Annotated in this window: 17 protein-coding genes; 10 read left to right on the forward strand and 7 right to left on the reverse strand. The window is 67.3% G+C overall.

Features of this window, described 5'->3' with window-relative positions; genetic code table 11:
• The first annotated feature begins 5 nt into the window (after window positions 1-5).
• From amiC to PSPA7_RS08455, 3 genes are all read left to right on the forward strand, one after another.
• The gene (gene amiC, locus PSPA7_RS08445) at window positions 6-1163 is read left to right on the forward strand and encodes an aliphatic amidase expression-regulating protein AmiC (protein ID WP_012074885.1); all 1158 of its coding nucleotides are present in this window, start codon (window positions 6-8) and stop codon (window positions 1161-1163) included.
• Entirely contained in the window at window positions 1160-1750 is a 591-nt protein-coding gene (locus tag PSPA7_RS08450; protein ID WP_012074886.1) for an ANTAR domain-containing response regulator, read from the forward strand. Before amiC ends, PSPA7_RS08450 begins: the two co-directional genes overlap by 4 nt.
• Before the next feature lie 252 nt (window positions 1751-2002).
• Window positions 2003-2677 carry a DUF3313 domain-containing protein gene (locus PSPA7_RS08455; protein WP_012074887.1) on the forward strand — a complete coding sequence of 225 codons (675 nt, stop codon included), beginning with the start codon at window positions 2003-2005 and terminating at the stop codon, window positions 2675-2677.
• A 47-nt stretch (window positions 2678-2724) separates the two neighbouring features.
• On the opposite strand, the gene lecB is transcribed toward PSPA7_RS08455, so the two are convergent.
• Entirely contained in the window at window positions 2725-3072 is a 348-nt protein-coding gene (lecB, locus tag PSPA7_RS08460; RefSeq protein ID WP_012074888.1) for a fucose-binding lectin LecB, read from the reverse strand.
• A 458-nt stretch (window positions 3073-3530) separates the two neighbouring features.
• Here lecB and PSPA7_RS08465 point away from each other — a divergent pair, with 458 nt between their 5' ends.
• Window positions 3531-4589 (forward strand): HlyD family secretion protein, encoded by a 1059-nt coding sequence (locus tag PSPA7_RS08465; RefSeq protein ID WP_012074889.1) that lies wholly within the window; start codon window positions 3531-3533, stop codon window positions 4587-4589.
• A gap of 22 nt (window positions 4590-4611) precedes the next feature.
• Complete coding sequence (locus PSPA7_RS08470; RefSeq protein WP_079262229.1) at window positions 4612-5622, forward strand: DUF2955 domain-containing protein; 1011 nt, start codon at window positions 4612-4614, stop codon at window positions 5620-5622.
• A gap of 4 nt (window positions 5623-5626) precedes the next feature.
• Here the strand turns inward: PSPA7_RS08470 and PSPA7_RS08475 are convergent, their stop codons facing one another.
• Together PSPA7_RS08475 and dsdA are read right to left on the reverse strand one after the other, a co-directional pair.
• Complete coding sequence (locus tag PSPA7_RS08475; RefSeq protein ID WP_012074891.1) at window positions 5627-6505, reverse strand: DMT family transporter; 879 nt, start codon at window positions 6503-6505, stop codon at window positions 5627-5629.
• Between the two features lie 57 nt (window positions 6506-6562).
• The gene (dsdA, locus tag PSPA7_RS08480; RefSeq protein ID WP_012074892.1) at window positions 6563-7909 is read right to left on the reverse strand and encodes a D-serine ammonia-lyase; all 1347 of its coding nucleotides are present in this window, start codon (window positions 7907-7909) and stop codon (window positions 6563-6565) included.
• Window positions 7910-8235: 326 nt separating this feature from the next.
• On the opposite strand from dsdA, the gene PSPA7_RS08485 reads away from it, so the two are divergent.
• The 3 genes from PSPA7_RS08485 to PSPA7_RS08495 all read left to right on the forward strand — a co-directional run bounded on the left by PSPA7_RS08485 (window position 8236) and on the right by PSPA7_RS08495 (window position 11625).
• Window positions 8236-9477, forward strand: a complete 1242-nt coding sequence (locus PSPA7_RS08485; protein ID WP_074197259.1) for a glutamine synthetase family protein — start codon at window positions 8236-8238, stop codon at window positions 9475-9477.
• A gap of 182 nt (window positions 9478-9659) precedes the next feature.
• On the forward strand, window positions 9660-10964 hold the full coding sequence (locus tag PSPA7_RS08490) for an MFS transporter (RefSeq protein WP_012074894.1): 1305 nt from the start codon (window positions 9660-9662) through the stop codon (window positions 10962-10964).
• Window positions 10965-11013: 49 nt separating this feature from the next.
• On the forward strand, window positions 11014-11625 hold the full coding sequence (locus PSPA7_RS08495; RefSeq protein ID WP_012074895.1) for a TIGR04282 family arsenosugar biosynthesis glycosyltransferase: 612 nt from the start codon (window positions 11014-11016) through the stop codon (window positions 11623-11625).
• A gap of 2 nt (window positions 11626-11627) precedes the next feature.
• On the opposite strand, the gene flgZ is transcribed toward PSPA7_RS08495, so the two are convergent.
• The 4 genes from flgZ to flgA form a co-directional block, all read right to left on the reverse strand.
• On the reverse strand, window positions 11628-12419 hold the full coding sequence (flgZ, locus tag PSPA7_RS08500) for a flagellar brake protein FlgZ (protein WP_049792028.1): 792 nt from the start codon (window positions 12417-12419) through the stop codon (window positions 11628-11630).
• 28 nt (window positions 12420-12447) lie between these two features.
• Window positions 12448-12918, reverse strand: coding sequence for a flagellar protein FlgN (locus tag PSPA7_RS08505; RefSeq protein ID WP_012074897.1), 471 nt, complete (start codon window positions 12916-12918; stop codon window positions 12448-12450).
• Window positions 12919-12972: 54 nt separating this feature from the next.
• Window positions 12973-13296, reverse strand: coding sequence for a flagellar biosynthesis anti-sigma factor FlgM (gene flgM / locus PSPA7_RS08510; protein WP_003151922.1), 324 nt, complete (start codon window positions 13294-13296; stop codon window positions 12973-12975).
• 144 nt (window positions 13297-13440) lie between these two features.
• Window positions 13441-14139, reverse strand: coding sequence for a flagellar basal body P-ring formation chaperone FlgA (flgA, locus tag PSPA7_RS08515; RefSeq protein WP_003151924.1), 699 nt, complete (start codon window positions 14137-14139; stop codon window positions 13441-13443).
• A gap of 131 nt (window positions 14140-14270) precedes the next feature.
• Between flgA and PSPA7_RS08520 the strand changes: the two genes are divergently transcribed.
• Window positions 14271-15203, forward strand: a complete 933-nt coding sequence (locus PSPA7_RS08520; RefSeq protein ID WP_003151925.1) for a chemotaxis protein CheV — start codon at window positions 14271-14273, stop codon at window positions 15201-15203.
• A 77-nt stretch (window positions 15204-15280) separates the two neighbouring features.
• Entirely contained in the window at window positions 15281-16105 is an 825-nt protein-coding gene (cheR, locus tag PSPA7_RS08525) for a protein-glutamate O-methyltransferase CheR (protein ID WP_012074898.1), read from the forward strand.
• The last annotated feature ends 311 nt before the right edge of the window (window positions 16106-16416 follow it).

Here is a 16416-nt window from a genome sequence, read left to right on the forward strand (position 1 = left end):
ATCGGATGGGATTGCACCAGGGGCGGCCGCTCATCGGCCTGCTGTTCTCCGAAACCGGCGTCACCGCCGACATCGAACGCTCGCAGCGCTACGGCGCGCTGCTGGCGGTCGAGCAACTGAACCGCGAGGGCGGGTTCGACGGGCGACCGATCGAGACCCTGTCGCAGGATCCCGGCGGCGATCCGGACCGCTACCGGCTGAGCGCCGAGGACTTCATTCGCAACCAGGGAGTGCGGTTCCTCGTGGGCTGCTACATGTCGCATACGCGCAAGGCGGTGATGCCGGTGGTCGAGCGCGCCGACGCGCTGCTCTGCTACCCGACTCCCTACGAGGGCTTCGAGTATTCGCCGAACATCGTCTACGGCGGTCCGGCGCCGAACCAGAACAGCGCGCCGCTGGCGGCGTACCTGATCCGTCACTACGGCGAGCGGGTAGTGTTCATCGGCTCGGACTACATCTATCCGCGGGAAAGCAACCATGTGATGCGCCACCTGTACCGCCAGCACGGCGGCGCGGTGCTCGAGGAAATCTACATTCCGCTGTACCCCTCCGACGACGACCTGCAGCGCGCCGTCGAGCGCATCCACCAGGCGCGCGCCGACGTGGTGTTCTCCACCGTGGTCGGCACCGGTACCGCCGAGCTGTATCGCGCCATCGCCCGTCGCTACGGCGACGGCGGACGGCCGCCGATCGCCAGCCTGACCACCAGCGAGGCGGAGGTGGCGAAGATGGAGCGCGACGTGGCGGAAGGGCAGGTGGTGGTCGCGCCGTATTTCTCCAGCGTCGACACGCCGGCCAGCCGCGCCTTCGTCCAGGCCTGCCACGGTTTCTTCCCGGAAAGCGCGACCATCACCGCCTGGGCCGAGGCGGCCTACTGGCAGACCCTGCTGCTCGGCCGCGCCGCGCGGGCCGCAGGCAGCTGGCGGGTGGAAGAAGTGCAGCGGCACCTGTACGACATCGACATCGACGCCCCCCAGGGGCCGGTGCGGGTGGAGCGGCAGAACAACCACAGCCGCCTGACGTCGCGCATCGCCGAGATCGATGCGCGCGGGGTGTTCCAGGTGCGCTGGCAGTCGCCCGAACCGATCCGTCCGGATCCCTACGTGGTGGTGCACAACCTGGACGACTGGTCCGCCAGCATGGGCGGGGGGGCACTGCCATGAGCGCCAGCTCGCTGCTCGGCAGCCTGCGCGAACTGCAGGTGCTGGTGCTCCATCCGCCGGGAGAGGTGAGCGACGCCCTGGTCCTGCAACTGATCCGCATCGGCTGCTCGGTGCGCCAGTGCTGGCCGCCGCCGGAGGCGTTCGAAGTGCCGGTGGACGTGGTCTTCAGCGGGATCTTCCAGAACCGCCACCATGAGCAGCTCGCCGCGCTGCTCGCCGCCGGCGACCCGCGCATCACGCTGGTGGCGCTGGTGGAGTACGAAAGCCCGGCGGTGCTCTCGCAGATCATCGAGCTGGAGTGCCACGGGGTGATCACCCAGCCGCTCGATGCGCACCGGGTGCTGCCGGTACTGGTCTCGGCACGGCGGGTCAGCGAGGCGCTGGCGCGGCTGCAACAGAAGAACGCCCAGTTGCAGGAGCGCATCGCCGGCCAGGCGCGGATCGGCCAGGCCAAGGCGCTGCTGATGCAACGCCATGGCTGGGGCGAGCGCGAGGCGCACCTGTACCTGTCGCGGGAGGCCATGAAGCGGCGCGAGCCGATCCTGAAGATCGCCCAGGAGTTGCTGGGAAACGAGCCGTCCGCCTGAGCGATACCGGCCTGTTTTCTGGCAACAGGCCGGGGAATATCCATGTCGGAACGTTCGTCGAAGCGTCTTCCTTGGGTGCGGGCATCCTCTCCAAGTTCTTCGATTCTGTTTGGGAGTGGATCGTTTACCGCAGGCGCTCGGGTAGAATTCGAATTCCGTTTTTGCAACTTCTGCCTATAGTCTGAGCGACTCGGTCTCGAGTGAGCGTTTTCCACTGTCCGGCGATATTCCTTTCCCTGTTCGAGGCTCTTCATGAAACGACTTCGAGTTGCCGTTTCCTGCGCGCTGCTAGCGGCGCTGGTGGGTTGTTCCAATGGTCAGGTCAAGCCGGAAAACTACTCGGGCTTCATCGGTGACTATTCGACGCTGGCGCCTGCCACCGCGCCTTCCGGAGCGCCGCTCCTGCGCTGGGTAGACCCGCAGGCGGACGTGCGGCGCTACCAGCGGATCTACATCGAGCCCAGCAGGTTCTATCCGGTCCCGAAACCGAACGACAAGGTTTCCGCGAAGACGCTTGCGGACATCACGACCTACTACGATCAGGCTTTGCGCCGTGAGCTGGGCAAGAGCCTGCCGCTGGCCAGCGCCCCTGGCCCTGGCATCCTGGTGCTGAAACCGGCGATCACCGCAGTTTCCAGCCATACCCAGGGCCTACGGCCCTACGAGGTCATTCCTATCGCGCTGATCGCTGCCGGGATGAGCACGGCGGTCGGGATTCGCGACCAGGATACCCAGATCGCCACCGAGGCCATGCTGCTCGACGGTGGAGACGACAAAGTATTGGCGAAGATGGTGCGCCAGGGCACCGGCAAGGCGCTGGACGACTCCGATCAGCCGATCACGGGTGACGATGTCAAGGCGGTGCTGGATGGTTGGGCGGCAGACATGCGCATGTCGTACGAGAAGACTCTCGGTTCTCGTCGATGACGGTCGGCGGGGAACTGGCGAAGCGTCCCCGCCGCCTTTTTCCGACGCTAGCCGAGCGGCCAGTTGATCACCACGACGGCGTCGTTGTAATCATTGTCGGTGCTGTCTTCCGAACCCACCAGGGCAACGTTCAGCTCGTTGGCCAGGATGACCTGCGCCGAAACCAGATCCGAAGAGCGGCCATTGACGCTGACCTGGATCTGCACTTTGCCGCCGCCGCCCGAGTTGAGCACCTGGCTGCCGATGACGGCGTTGTTGGTGCTCTGTCCTGTGAAGGTTGCGGCCGTCTCGTTGTTGACCAGTACTTTCACCGTCTGGGTTGCGGACGAGTTGGCGAAGGCAGTGACGCCGAAACGGGTGTTGGCGGGTAGGGTGAACACTCCTTGTGTTGCCATGATGTCTCTCCACTGAATACCTGACCTGCCTTTTCAGGCAGCCGTCTGGCGCGCGGTATGGCGTGTACGGGAGATCCGCAGTCCTTGGCGGCAGGCGGTGCGCAGGCAGGAAGGACGCACCGTTCGGCCAATCTACGCCGACTGTTCCGGCCAGCTACTGCCAGACTTCGCAGGGGCGTGACGGGACTGGGCTGGCACTGCCGATGCATGACCTGGATGGTGGTAGCCGGCCGCCTCCAATTGCCTTGACCGTTACGCTATGCGCAACGATCTGTTGCCGATGGCGGCAGGCGAGGGGAGATTGTTCCGAAATATACTGCGTCACCCGGTCGCCGTAGCAGCGAAGGCCACCCACTGGCCGTCGTCCGGGCCGCCGGTTCCATCCCGGTAGCGGCAACCCCCGCATTCAGGCCCCGCTGCGGCGACTGCATTCCTGCTGGATTCGAGGCTCGTATCCTATGACTCCCGATCAACGATTTGCCCGTTGGGTTCAAGTCGCTATCGCGGTATTCGTGTTGCTGTTCGTCTACTTCCTGGTCGCCGACCTGTGGATGCCGCTCACCCCCCAGGCCCAGCTGACCCGGCCGGTGGTGCGCGTCGCGCCGCGGGTCAGCGGGCAGGTCGCCGAGGTGCAGGTGGCCAACAACGGCCACGTGCAGCCCGGCGAGGTGCTGTTCCGCCTCGATCCCGAACCCTTCCAACTGGCGGTACGCCAGGCCGAACTGGCGCTGGAGGAGGCCGGGCGCACCAACCGCGAGCTGGACGCTGCCATCGCCTCGGCCAGGGCCGACCTGCTGGCCGCGCGCAGCAGTGCCGGCGAACTGGGCAGCGAGGCGCGCCGTACCGCCCAACTGGTGCAGCGCCACCACGTTTCGCAGCAGCTGCACGAGCAGGTCAGCGCCCAGGCCCAGGCCGCCCGTGCCCGGGTCGCCGCGGCCCAGGCGCGGATCGGCGAGCTGACCGCGCGACGCGGCACGGCCGGCGAGGACAACCTGCGCCTGCGCCAGGCGCGCAACGCCCTGGCCCAGGCCCGCCTGCAACTGCAATACAGCAGCGTCCGCGCCGACCGCGCCGGAACCCTGAGCAACCTGCAACTGACCCCCGGCACCTATGTTCCGGCCGGCACGCCGGTGGCGGCGCTGGTGGATGATCGCATCGACATCGTCGCCGACTTCCGCGAGAAATCGCTGCGCTACGTGCGCCCGGGCGATCGCGCGGCGGTGGTGTTCGACGCGCGTCCCGGCGAAGTGTTCGGCGCGCGGGTGGCGGCCATCGACGCTGGGGTCAAGGAGGGCCAGCTGGACGCCAACGGCGACCTCGCCGCGCCGGTCACTTCCGACCGCTGGGTCCGCGACGCCCAGCGCCAGCGCCTGCACGTGGTGCTCGACGAACTGCCCGAAGGCCTGTTGCCCACCGGCGCCAAGGCCACCGTGCAGCTGTATCCCGGCGACGGCCTGAGCCAGTTGCTCGGTCGCGCGCAGATCGTCGCCATCAGCCTGCTGCACTACGTCTACTGACGTCATGCCGGCCAAGCTCGCGATGTCCGCCAACGACCTGCGCCAATGCCTGCGCATCGCCGGCGGCGGCACCCTGGGATTCTTCGTCTGCAAACTGATGAACTGGGACTACGGCTCGTTCTTCGGCGTCTACCCGATGCTGCTGCTCGGCCTGACGCCGGTGCTCAACCCGCACATCGTCCGCCAGTTCCTCGCCAACTCGCTGGTGATCAGCGTCGAGGTACTGGTGCTGTACGGGTTGTTCGGCGACCGTCCGCTGCTGATGACGCCGATCGTCTTCGGCCTCTTCGTCTATCGCTTCGCCCTGATGGCGCGCGGCCCGCTGTTCTTCTTCGGCGCACTGAGCTCGGTATTCCTCTCGATGCTGCTGCACTTTGCCAGCTATCCGGAGGTCGATCTGTTCGACATGCTCGCCAGCAACATGGTCGCCACCTGGCTGACGGTGGCCATCGCGGTGCTGATGTTCCACCTGTTCCCCGACGTCGAGCCGCGGCCGCCGCGCCAGGCGCCGGCCAAGGACGCGCCCAGCCGTCGCCACGAGGCGCTGCTCGGGGCGACGGTGGCGACCCTGTCCTTCGTGGTGTTCCAGACCTTCGACCTGAAGGATTCGCTGTCGGCGCAGATCGCCTCGATCCTGGTGCTGTTCCCCATGCACTGGAAGGGCGTGCACTTCGCCGGGCGCATCCGCGCCCTCGGCACGCTGCTCGGCTGCGCGCTGGCGGTGGGGTTGCAGGTGCTGCTCTACGACCACTACGACATCCTGCCCTTCGTCGCCCTGCTGCTGTGGATCTCGGCGATGTTCTGCGCGCGCATCCACATGCTGGAGAACGGCGTGCCGGGCATCGGCTTCGGCGCGCTGACCACCCTGGCGATCGTCCTCGGCCAGTACCTGACGCCGACCCACGACATGATGTACAGCGTGCTCTACCGCTTCACTTCGGTGTGCTTCGCGGTGCTGGCCACGCTGATGACGGTGCTGGTGATCCACCTGTTCCTCAACCGCTTCGCCGCCACCCGGCACTACAGCCACTGAGACGTCAGGCGCGCCGGCCCGGCCAGTTGACCAGGGCGACGCCGAGCATCACCAGCAGCATGCCGCCGATCGCCGTCGGCGCCAGGCGCTCGTCGAACAGCAGCCAGGAGGCCAGCGCGGTCACCGGCGGCACCAGGTAGAACAGGCTCGCCACCTTCGACGCGGCGCCATGCCGGATCAGCGTGTAGAGCAGGCCGACGGCGCCGAACGAGAGGCCCAGCACCAGCCAGCCGAGAGTCAGCAGGAACGGTGTGGTCCATTGCACTTCGCGGCCTTCGAAAAGCAGCGCGGCGAGGCCGAGCAGGGCGCCGCTGGCCAGGTACTGGACCACGCCGCCGGTCCGCAGGTCCATGCCCGCGCAGAAGCGCTTCTGGTACAGCGTGCCGCAGGTGATCGCCGCCAGCGCCACCAGCACCGCGCCCCAGGCCAGGCCATCGGCGCCACCGTGGAGGCGGCCGAGCACCACCAGGGCTACGCCAGCCAGGCCGAGCGCCAGTCCCAGCCATTGCCGGCGGCTGACCCGCTCGCCGAGCCAGATGCCGGCCAGGGCCGCGGTGGCCAGCGGTTGCAGGCCGACCAACAGGGAGGTCAGGCCGGCCGACATGCCGTGCTCGATGGCGAGGAATACCCCGCCCAGGTACAGGCCATGGACCAGCAGGCCGGCGACCGCGACATGCCCGGCCAGCCGTGCCGAGCCCGGCCAGGGCGCACCGCTGAGGAGGGCGAAGACGGCCAGCAGGGCGGCCGCGAGGAGCAGGCGGATGGCCAGGAAGGTGAAGGGCTCGGCGTACGGCAGGCCGAACTTGGCACCGAGGAATCCGGTGCTCCAGAGCAGCACGAAGAGCAGCGGCATGCCGCTGCCGAACCAGGCGGGTGTGCGCATGCAAGATCCTCGGCGGGAGGTGGCGGGACGGTCGTGGCGTCCCGCTCATGCTCGGTTTCAGTCCAGCAGCGCGCGGCCGCGCTCCAGGTAGGCGTGCATTTCCGCTTCGGGCACCATGCCGCCGCCGGTGGCCCAGACCAGGTGGGTGGCATTGGCCAGGCGCGCCGAGGTCAGCCCCATGCGTTCGCGATAGCCCTGCGGCTCGCGGGTGACCCGCGCGATGCCCGGCGCGCCGGCCAGCGCCGAGGGTTCCAGGCGGATGCCCTGGCTGCGCTCGAGCAATGCGAGCAGGCGGAACAGCTCGTCGTCGTCCACCGTGTAGTAGCCGTCGAGCAGGCGCTGCATGGCGCGACCGACGAAGCCCGACGGACGGCCCACCGCCAGGCCATCGGCGGCGGTGCGGTTGTCGATGCCGAAGTCCTGCACCGAGACCTGCTCGTGGCGGCCGGTATAGACGCCGAGGAACATGCATGGCGAGTGGGTCGGCTCGGCGAACAGGCAGTGCACCGCGTCGCCGAATGCCAGCTTGAGGCCGAAGGCCACCCCGCCGGGTCCGCCGCCGACCCCGCAGGGCAGGTGGACGAACAGCGGGTGTTCGCTGTCGACGCGGATGCCGGCGGCGTCCAACTGGCCGCGCAGTCGCTCGGCGGCGACGGCGTAGCCGAGGAACAGGTCGCGGGAATTCTCGTCGTCGACGAAATGGGTATAGGGATCGCCGGCCGCTTCGCGGCGGCCCTGTTCCACCGCGACACTGTAGTCGGAGGCGTACTCCACCACCGTCACGCCGTGCGCGCGCAGCTTGTCCTTCTTCCACTGGCGGGCGTCGGCGGACATGTGCACGCTGGCCTGGAAGCCCAGCGCGGCGCCGATGATGCCGATGGAAAGGCCGAGGTTGCCGGTGGAGCCCACCGCTATCCGGTGGCCGGCGAAGAACGCCCGGCAGTCCGGCTCGGCCAGCCGCGAGTAGTCGTCGTCGAGGCCGACCAGGCCGTTCTCCAGGGCCAGGCGCTCGGCATGGGCGAGCACTTCATAGATGCCGCCGCGGGCCTTGATCGAGCCGGAGATCGGCAGGTGGCTGTCGCGTTTCAGCCAGAGTCGGCCGGGCAGTTCGGCGGCGTAGTGCTGGCGCAGGGCGTCGTGGAAGTCCGCCACCTCGACCAGGTCGGACTCGATGATGCCGCCGCTGCCGGCGGTTTCCGGAAACAGCCGGGCGATCAGCGGGGCGAAGCGCTGCAGGCGGGCGCTGGCATCGGCCACGTCGGCGGCGCCGAGGCCGACGTCGGCCAGGGCTTCGGCGCTCGGCGCGATGGCCGGGTTGAACCACTCGCTCGGGCGCAGGGCGATCAGGTCGGCCAGGCGCGGGAATTCGGCGAGCCAGTCGGCCTTGGGGGTTCCGAGAATCAACGGCTGTACTCCTGTGGCGGGTAGGGCGGCGAAGGCACAGAGGATATACGCCTGGCCGGCGTTTTTCCTCGTACCCGGCGGGCAAGGCAGAACGCCTCTGCGGCGAAAGGCTTTGCACGCGCGAGAATGTGCCGCATGCTTGATATCTTGAACAAGCGATGCGTATTTTGTACGCGGCCGCCGTCCCGGTGCGGCATCCGCGATACCAACAAGGATAAGAAGTCATGACTATCGAAGGCCAAGGCTCACTCGCCGAACGGCTGGCTGGAGTTGAAGAGATCGAATGCGTCACCCCCGACCTGAACGGGGTGCCGCGCGGCAAGGTGATGACCGGCGAGGGCTTCCTCAGCGGCCGGCGCCTGCAGCTCGCCCGTGGCGTGCTGCTGCAATGCATCATGGGCGGCTACCCGCCGGCGCGCTTCTATGGCAGCGACGACGGCGACCTGGCGCTGGTCGCCGAGCCGACCCAGGTCCATCGCCTGCCCTGGAGCAACACGCCGCGCGCCTTCGCCATCTGCGACGCGCAGGAACTGGATGGCACGCCGTCCGGACTGTCCACCCGCGGCCTGCTCAAGCAGGTGGTGGCGCGCTACGCCGCCCACGGCTGGCAGCCGGTGGTGGCGACCGAACTGGAATTCTTCGTCTTCGCCCCGAACACCGATCCCAACGAGCCGTTCCAGGCCCCGCTGGGTCCGGATGGCCGGCGCGAGCTGGGCTATTCGGCCTTCAGCGTGTCTTCCAACAACGGCCTGCGGCCGTTCTTCGAGGACGTCTATCGCTGCATGGATGCGCTGGGCCTGGTGCGCGACACCTTCATGCACGAGATGGGCACCAGCCAGTTCGAGATCAACTTCCTGCATGGCGACCCGGTCCTGCTGGCCGACCAGACCTTCCTGTTCAAGCACCTGCTCAAGGAGGTCGCGCTCAAGCACGGCCTGATCGTGGTGTGCATGGCCAAGCCGCTGGCGAAGACGCCGGGCAGTTCGATGCACATCCACCAGAGCATCGTCGAGCTGGACGGCGGGCGGAACATCTTCAGCGAAGCCGACGGCGAGGCTTCCGCCGCGTTCCGCCACTTCATCGGCGGCCAGCAGGCCTGCCTGGCGGACTTCACGCCGTTCTTCGCGCCGCACGTGAACTCCTTCCAGCGTCTCTGCCATCCCTACGCCTCGCCGAACAACGCCTGCTGGTCGCACGACAACCGCGCCGCCGGCCTGCGCATCCCGGCCAGCGGTCCGTCCGCGCGACGGGTCGAGAACCGCCTGCCGGGCGCCGATGCCAACCCCTACCTGGCCATCGCCGCCAGCCTGGCCGCCGGTCTCTACGGCCTGGAGCACGAACTGGAACCGAGCCCGGCGATCCAGGGCGAGTTCGAGGTGCCGGAGGAGCTGACCCTGCCCTGCACCATGTACGACGCCCTGCGCCGCCTGAAGGGCAGCGCGCTGGCGCGTGAACTGTTCGGTACGGAGTTCGTCGAAGGCTACGTGGCGACCAAGAGCATGGAGCTGACCAGCTTCTTCGACGAGATCAGCCCCTGGGAGCGTCGCGTTCTGGCAGCCCAGGCCTGATCCACCGTGGTACCTTCCTAGCCCTGTGTCACCCCCGCCGCCCACGGGCGGCGGGATCGTGGTTCGGGTGCCGGCTTCGGCAGCCCGCGTCCTGTCCCGGGGCGTCCCCGGGACTCCAACGCTGTGCGAGCCGGGCAGTCCGCGAGCGGCGCCGGCTCTCCTTGTACGGGACCGGAGGTCCGATGCGGCGGATTTTCTTCTCTTTTCGCGCTCTCTATTTCGCCACCCTGCTCATGCTCACCGGCTCCGGCCTGCTCAGCACCTACCTGGCGCTGCGCCTGGCGGCGGAGAAGGTCGACGGCCTGTGGGTCGGCGCGCTGATGGCGGCCAACTACTTCGGCCTGGTGCTGGGCGGCAAGGTCGGCCACCGGCTGATCGCCCGGGTCGGCCATATCCGCGCCTACGTCGCCTGCGCCGGGGTGGTCACCGCCGCGGTCCTCGGCCATGGCCTGCTGCCCTGGCTGCCGGCCTGGATCGCGTTGCGCATGGTGATGGGCCTGGGCCTGATGTGCCAGTACATGGTGATCGAGAGCTGGCTCAACGAGCAGGCCGACGCCAGCCAGCGCGGCGCGGTGTTCGGTGGCTACATGGCGGCTTCCTACCTGGGCCTGGTGCTCGGCCAGATGATTCTGGTGGCCCACCCGCAGCTGGGACCGGAGCTGCTGATGCTGGTGGCCTTCTGCTTCGCCCTGTGCCTGGTGCCGCTGGCGCTGACCCACAAGATCCACCCCGCGGCGCTGCGCCCGGCGCCGCTGGAGCCGCGCTTCTTCATCCGTCGGGTGCCGCAGTCGCTGACCACGGTGCTGGTATCGGGACTGGTGGTCGGTTCCTTCTACGGCCTCGCGCCGCTCTACGCCAACCAGCTGGGCCTGCCCAACGAGCAGGTCGGCCTGTACATGGGCGCCTGCATCTTCGCCGGGTTGCTGGTGCAGTGGCCGCTCGGCTGGCTGTCCGACCGCCGCGACCGCGCCTGGCTGATCCGCGCCTGCGCCATCCTGCTGTGCCTGTTCGCCCTGCCGCTGGCGTTGCTGCAGCAGATGCCGCTGGCGTTGCTGCTGGCCCTGGGCATCGCCGCGAGCATGTTGCAGTTCACCCTCTATCCGCTGGCCGTGGCCTTTTCCAATGACCACGTGGAGACCGAGCGGCGGGTCTCGCTGACCGCCATGCTGCTGGTGACCTTCGGCGTCGGCGCCTGCATCGGGCCGCTGGCGGCGGGCGCGCTGATGCGCCTGTTTGGCGCTAACATGCTATATGCGTTCGTCAGCGCCTGCGCCCTGATCCTGGTCTGGCGGGTGCATCCGGAGAAGGTCAGCGGCCTGCACCGGGTCGACGACGCGCCGCTGCACCACGTGCCGACTCCGGACAACATGACCAGCTCGCCGCTGGTCGCGGCACTGGACCCGCGGGTCGACGAGCAGGCCGTGCAGGAGCAGATGGTCGACGAGGACAGCGCGGCGCCCGCCGAGGAGGCTGCGGCGCGCAGTTGAGCCCGCGCCGTCCGTTGCGAGGAACGACCTGTTTGCTGGAGAGGTTGCGATGAGTCCGACGCTTTCCCTTCACCTGATGGTCCGCAACCTGCCGCCCGGACAGCGGCGGCCGAGAATCGCCCAGGCCATCGGCGAGGAAAGCGCCTGGCGGCTGCAACGGGTCCTGCTCGAGCGCGCCCTGCGCCTCCCCGATCGCGGCTTCAGCGCGCGTATCCTGTGGTTCGACGAGGACCTGGACAGCGATCTCCAGGCGCTGGCCGTCGCGCTCGGCTGGAGCCTGATGAGCCAGCCGGCCGGCGATCCCGGTGAGCGCATGCGGCGGATCGCGGCGCTGGGCCTGGCGGAAAGCGAAGCGGTGCTGCTGATCCGCCACGATTGCCCGGAGCTGGACGGCGCCTACCTGGAGGCGGCCTGCGCCGCCCTGGAGGGGCGCCAGGCGGTGCTCGGGCCGGTGGAGCGGGGCGGCTATGCGTTGCTCGGCCTGACCCGGGTCGACCCCCTGCTGTTCGAGTCGATGCCCTGGGGCGGCGAGCGCCTGCTGGCGCTGACCTGCGAGCGCCTCCGGCAACTGGGCTGGGAGCATCACCTGTTGCCGGCGCTATGGGACGTCGACCGTCCCGAGGACCTGCCGCGCCTGGCGGCGCTGGGCGTGGTCCTGTGAGCCTAGAAAAGCGCGTCCTTCTCGAAGCGCCGTGCTTCGCGCTGCAACTGGTAGACGAAACGGTCCACCTGGCGCTGGGCGGGCCCGCTCATCTCGCTGAAGCGCACGCCGGCGAAGGTCGCGTCGAGCTTTTCGTCGAAGCGCACATGGCGCAGTTCGATCGCGCTGCCGATCGCGCCCTGCGGTAGCTGGGCGCTGAACGCCTCGTAGATCTCTCCGGGATGCAGGCGTTCGGCGACATTGCCGGCGAAGCGCAGCTTGGCGCCAGTGGCGGAGATGTCCAGCAACTGCCCGGTGAGTGGCACGCGGAGTTTTTCCCCGGCGATTTCCGCGATGATCGGCTGGCTCTGCTTGATGCCGGCGCGATAGGCGTTGCGCCGCTGGTGATAATGCACCTCGGCGGGAAGGGTGGCCCAGTAGCAGGGAACCCCGTCGTGTTCGCCGAACTGTACGGGACGCTCGCAATCCCAGGCGATGCGCACGCCTTCATGGAAGGCCTCGACGCGAAAAGCCTCGCCATTCTGCAGGAAACGTTCGCCGGTATTGGGGACCAGTTCGTCCAGGGCGAGCAGGCCGCGATCACGGTCGATATCCACCAGGAAGCTCTGGAAGCGCTGGTTGCGCTCATGAAAGGTGATCAGCAGCGAGTCGCGGCCGTCCTGCAGCAGGCGCAGGCTGGCCTGGATTTCCACCGGTGCCTTGAGCACCTTCGGGGGTTGCGGCCCCGCTTCTTCGGCGAACGGGTTGGGCACCTTCAATGCTCTCCTGGGGCACGAATGCCTCAATGATAGCATTGTGCCTTGATGCTTGCGCTGGTGGTCGTCAGGCCTGGCTGAGCGGACGTTGCCTGGCGCTCGAGGCGGTACTGCCGCGACTGTCGTAGAGGCCGGGAGCGTCCTGGCCGCGGAGAATGTTCAGCAGGCTGCCGGTGGAGGCCTGGTTGGCGCGGATGATCCGGCCATTGCGCAGGTTGGCCTGCTGGCAGCGCTCCAGCAGTTCGCCCAGCTCGTCACCCCGGGCCAGTAGCTCGGCGCCGTCGGCGTGCTCGCGGGCGTAGCGGGCCAGGCCTTCGCGGTCGAGGGAAACGCCGGCGGCATGGAGGATCTCCGCGCGCGCCCGGCCGTTGCGTTCCAGCTGCTGCATCAGCGGCTGCTTGGCGCCGAGAAGCTGTTGCAGGGCCGCCAGGTCGCGTTGTTCCAGGGCCTGGAATTCTTCATCGACCAGCTTCAGGAGCTGGCTGGCATGGCCGATATCCTCGGCGAACAGGTCAAGCAGGGTAGGGGAGTCTGGCATCTCGGGCTCGGGAGTTCATTCGGCGTCCAATGGCCCCCAGCGCTTCCTTCGAGTTCAGCGCTGGGATTCGAAGTCGAGCAGCTTGCTGGCAACGCGCTCGCTGTCGACCTGATAGGTGCCATCGGCGATCGCTTGCTTGATCCGGGCAACCTTCTCGTTGTCGACCACCGGCAGGGTCTGCAGCTTGTCCGTGACTTTCTGCATGTTCTGGGCGGTTTCGCTGATCTGCACCGACTCGCCGCTCTGCTTCGCGGGACTCGCGGACTGGCCTGCCTTGTCGGCGCCAGCGGCGTCGGGACGGCCGGCGGCGGTGTTGCCGGTACGGCCGGTGGTGGCTGGCGTGGTGCCGGGATTCAGCCGGTTGAAGTCGATGACCATGATTGTAAACCTCGAAGGTATTGGACGCTTGCCTAGCTTTTCGGCGAAGGCTTGAAAAACTTTAGGACTTATTTTCGTGCGTCGTTTCCCAGTTTAGAGAAACCCGCAGGGGTAGCGCCAGCGCTACCGGCCACGGCTTTCCCTCTACATATTCACCTCGACCGTGCCGGGCTCCAGCACGCGGGCCTTGATCACCCGCTGCGAGCGCAGGTTGCGCACGCGGATCTGCTGCCCCGGCGCACCATCGGCCAACGCTTCGCCGGGCATCTTCACATTGATGGTGGCGGTACGCGCGAGGATCACCACCTGATCGCCCTTGCGCACGGCCTCGGCTTGCTCGAGGAACGCCGGCGCCAGCACCTGGTCGTTGATCACCGGCCGCCGCAGCTTCTGCCCGACGACGCGGGCCGGATCGGTCAGGTAGCCCTGGGTCAGCAGGCCGACGTCGCGCTCGACCAGGGCGATGTCGGCGTCGTCCAGCACGTGCTCGCGCTTGAGCGGCTGCACCGCGACGACCACCTGGCGGAACAGCTTCACCTGGGCCGGCATGAAGATGGTCCAGGGCGAACCGCCTTCGCAGCGGACCCGCACTGTCACCCGGCCAACCGGCTGTGCCGGACTTTCCTGGCTGAGCGTCAAGTCCCTGTCGCACTCGGCGAGGCGCAGGCGCGGGTCGACCCGGTTGACCTGGACCTCGTAGCGCGCGTCGAGTCCGCTATTCTGCAGATATTCTTCTACCTTGAACTCAAGAAACCCCTGGGTGGAGCCGATAAGCACTTCGGGAGCGGTAAAACCCTGGGCCTGGCCGTGATTCGGCGCGCACAGGTAGCCGAGCCCGAGCAAAACGGGTACAAACCGTAAAGAGACATGGCTACGTGCCATCATTCGTCGAAAAACTGTCGTTGCCTGTTTCATGCAACGGGTCAAGCAATGGTCGTGCCGGAGTCCGTCACGATCGTCTGAGGGGAGCGCCAATGGCCGGTGTTTTGGATTCAGTCAACCAGCGCACGCAGTTGGTCGGACAGAACCGTCTGGAGCTGCTTCTGTTCCGCCTGGACGGCAATCAGCTCTACGGCATCAACGTGTTCAAGGTGAAAGAGGTGTTGCAGTGCCCGCGCCTGACGGTGATGCCCAAGTCCAGTCCGGTGGTGCGCGGGGTGGCGAACATCCGCGGAGGCACCATTCCGATCCTCGACCTGGCGCTGGCCACCGGCCGCCGCGGGTTGCAGGACCTGACCAACAGCTTCGCGATCATCACCGAGTACAACACCAAGGTGCAGGGCTTCCTGGTACGCTCGGTGGAGCGCATCGTCAACATGAACTGGGAAGAGATCCATCCGCCACCCAAGGGCGCCGGCCGCGAGCACTACCTGACCGCGGTGACCCGGGTGGACAAGCAACTGGTGGAAATCATCGACGTGGAGAAGGTGCTCGCCGAGGTCGCCCCGACGTCCGAGGAAGTCTCCCACGGCGTGATCGACGCCGAGACCCAGAGTCGCGCGGTGACCAAGCGGGTGCTGGTGGTGGACGATTCGTCGGTGGCGCGCAAGCAGGTGATCCGTTGCCTGGAGGCGGTCGGCGTGGAAATAACCGCGCTGAACGACGGGCGCCAGGCCCTGGAGTACCTGCAGAACATGCTCGCCGAAGGACGACGCCCGGAAGACGAGCTGCTGATGCTGATCTCCGACATCGAGATGCCGGAAATGGACGGCTATACCCTGACGGCGGAAATCCGTAGCGATCCCCGCCTGCAGAAACTGCACATTCTCTTGCATACTTCGTTGTCCGGGGTCTTCAACCAGGCGATGGTGAAGAAGGTCGGTGCGGACGACTTCCTCGCCAAGTTCCGTCCGGACGACCTGGCGGCGCGGGTGGTGGAGCGGGTCAAGGCAGTGGACGAGGGCTGAGCGATCGGCTCCCTACGACAAATGTGAATACGGGCGACCGGCTGCGTTCCGGTCGCCCAGGGCGAAGAGGCTTATGCGTGTCGGCAGCTAATGCGGATTTCGAGTTGTTCAGGGTCTTCCTCGAGAAGACCTGCGGCATTGTGCTGGGCAGCAACAAGCAGTACCTGGTCTCGAGCCGGCTGAACAAACTGATGGAGCAACAGGGCATCAAGAGCCTGGGGGAGCTGGTGCAACGCATCCAGACCCAGCGTGGCGGCTTGCGCGAAATGGTGGTGGACGCCATGACCACCAACGAGACCCTGTGGTTTCGCGATACCTATCCGTTCGAGGTGCTCAAGCAGCGGGTTCTTCCCGAACTGATCAAGGCCAACGGCGGGCAGCGTCTGCGGATCTGGTCGGCGGCCTGTTCCTCCGGCCAGGAGCCCTACTCGCTGTCGATGGCCATCGACGAGTTCGAGAAGACCAACCTGGGGCAACTGAAGGCGGGGGTGCAGATCGTCGCCACCGACCTGTCCGGCTCGATGCTCACCGCCGCCAAGGCCGGCGAGTACGACAGCCTGGCCATGGGACGCGGCCTGTCGCCGGAGCGTCTGCAGCGCTATTTCGACGCCAGGGGGCCGGGGCGCTGGGCGGTCAAGCCGGCGATCCGCAGCCGCATCGAGTTCCGCGCCCTGAACCTGCTGGACAGCTACGCCAGCCTCGGCAAGTTCGACATGGTGTTCTGCCGCAACGTGCTGATCTATTTCTCCGCCGAGGTGAAGCGCGACATCCTGCTGCGCATCCACGGCACGCTGAAACCGGGTGGCTACCTGTTCCTCGGCGCCTCCGAGGCGCTGAACAACCTGCCCGATCACTACCAGATGGTGCAGTGCAATCCGGGCATCATCTATCGGGCCAAGTAGAACCTGAGGAAAGCGGGCCCGCGCCGAACTGCGCGGGGGTGACCTGACAATTCGGCGCGGGTCCGCTTGGGACGGGCAGGTGGGTCGGAAGCATTCGCCCACTGCCCTGGCTCCGAGTGCCGCGCGCGGCGGCGCCGTCGCAGCCCGCTCAGCACAGGACGGCTTGCTCGGAGCGGGGCAGTCTAGGGCAGCGCGATGTGCTTGTATTGACAGATATTTCTGATAGTTGGAAAGCCTGGCAAGTTGCCGCTTTGCCGGGGAACTGCTTACATGATTCGAGCGTTCCCCGATTCGACACGCCTACCAGGAGA

Source organism: Pseudomonas paraeruginosa PA7 (genome assembly GCF_000017205.1).
In the GTDB taxonomy this organism is placed as follows: Bacteria; Pseudomonadota; Gammaproteobacteria; order Pseudomonadales; family Pseudomonadaceae; genus Pseudomonas; species Pseudomonas paraeruginosa.

Coding starts and splice junctions, on each gene's coding strand:
- PSPA7_RS08465 (WP_012074889.1), top strand. CDS start 3,531: ATGACTCCCGATCAACGATTTGCCCGTTGGGTTCAAGTCGCTATCGCG.
- PSPA7_RS08450 (WP_012074886.1), top strand. CDS start 1,160: ATGAGCGCCAGCTCGCTGCTCGGCAGCCTGCGCGAACTGCAGGTGCTG.
- PSPA7_RS08495 (WP_012074895.1), top strand. CDS start 11,014: ATGAGTCCGACGCTTTCCCTTCACCTGATGGTCCGCAACCTGCCGCCC.
- PSPA7_RS08475 (WP_012074891.1), bottom strand. CDS start 6,505: ATGCGCACACCCGCCTGGTTCGGCAGCGGCATGCCGCTGCTCTTCGTG.
- lecB (WP_012074888.1), bottom strand. CDS start 3,072: ATGGCAACACAAGGAGTGTTCACCCTACCCGCCAACACCCGTTTCGGC.
- PSPA7_RS08455 (WP_012074887.1), top strand. CDS start 2,003: ATGAAACGACTTCGAGTTGCCGTTTCCTGCGCGCTGCTAGCGGCGCTG.
- amiC (WP_012074885.1), top strand. CDS start 6: ATGGGATTGCACCAGGGGCGGCCGCTCATCGGCCTGCTGTTCTCCGAA.
- PSPA7_RS08470 (WP_079262229.1), top strand. CDS start 4,612: ATGTCCGCCAACGACCTGCGCCAATGCCTGCGCATCGCCGGCGGCGGC.
- PSPA7_RS08490 (WP_012074894.1), top strand. CDS start 9,660: ATGCGGCGGATTTTCTTCTCTTTTCGCGCTCTCTATTTCGCCACCCTG.
- PSPA7_RS08520 (WP_003151925.1), top strand. CDS start 14,271: ATGGCCGGTGTTTTGGATTCAGTCAACCAGCGCACGCAGTTGGTCGGA.
- flgM (WP_003151922.1), bottom strand. CDS start 13,296: ATGGTCATCGACTTCAACCGGCTGAATCCCGGCACCACGCCAGCCACC.
- flgZ (WP_049792028.1), bottom strand. CDS start 12,419: ATGCTATCATTGAGGCATTCGTGCCCCAGGAGAGCATTGAAGGTGCCC.
- PSPA7_RS08505 (WP_012074897.1), bottom strand. CDS start 12,918: ATGCCAGACTCCCCTACCCTGCTTGACCTGTTCGCCGAGGATATCGGC.
- PSPA7_RS08485 (WP_074197259.1), top strand. CDS start 8,236: ATGACCGGCGAGGGCTTCCTCAGCGGCCGGCGCCTGCAGCTCGCCCGT.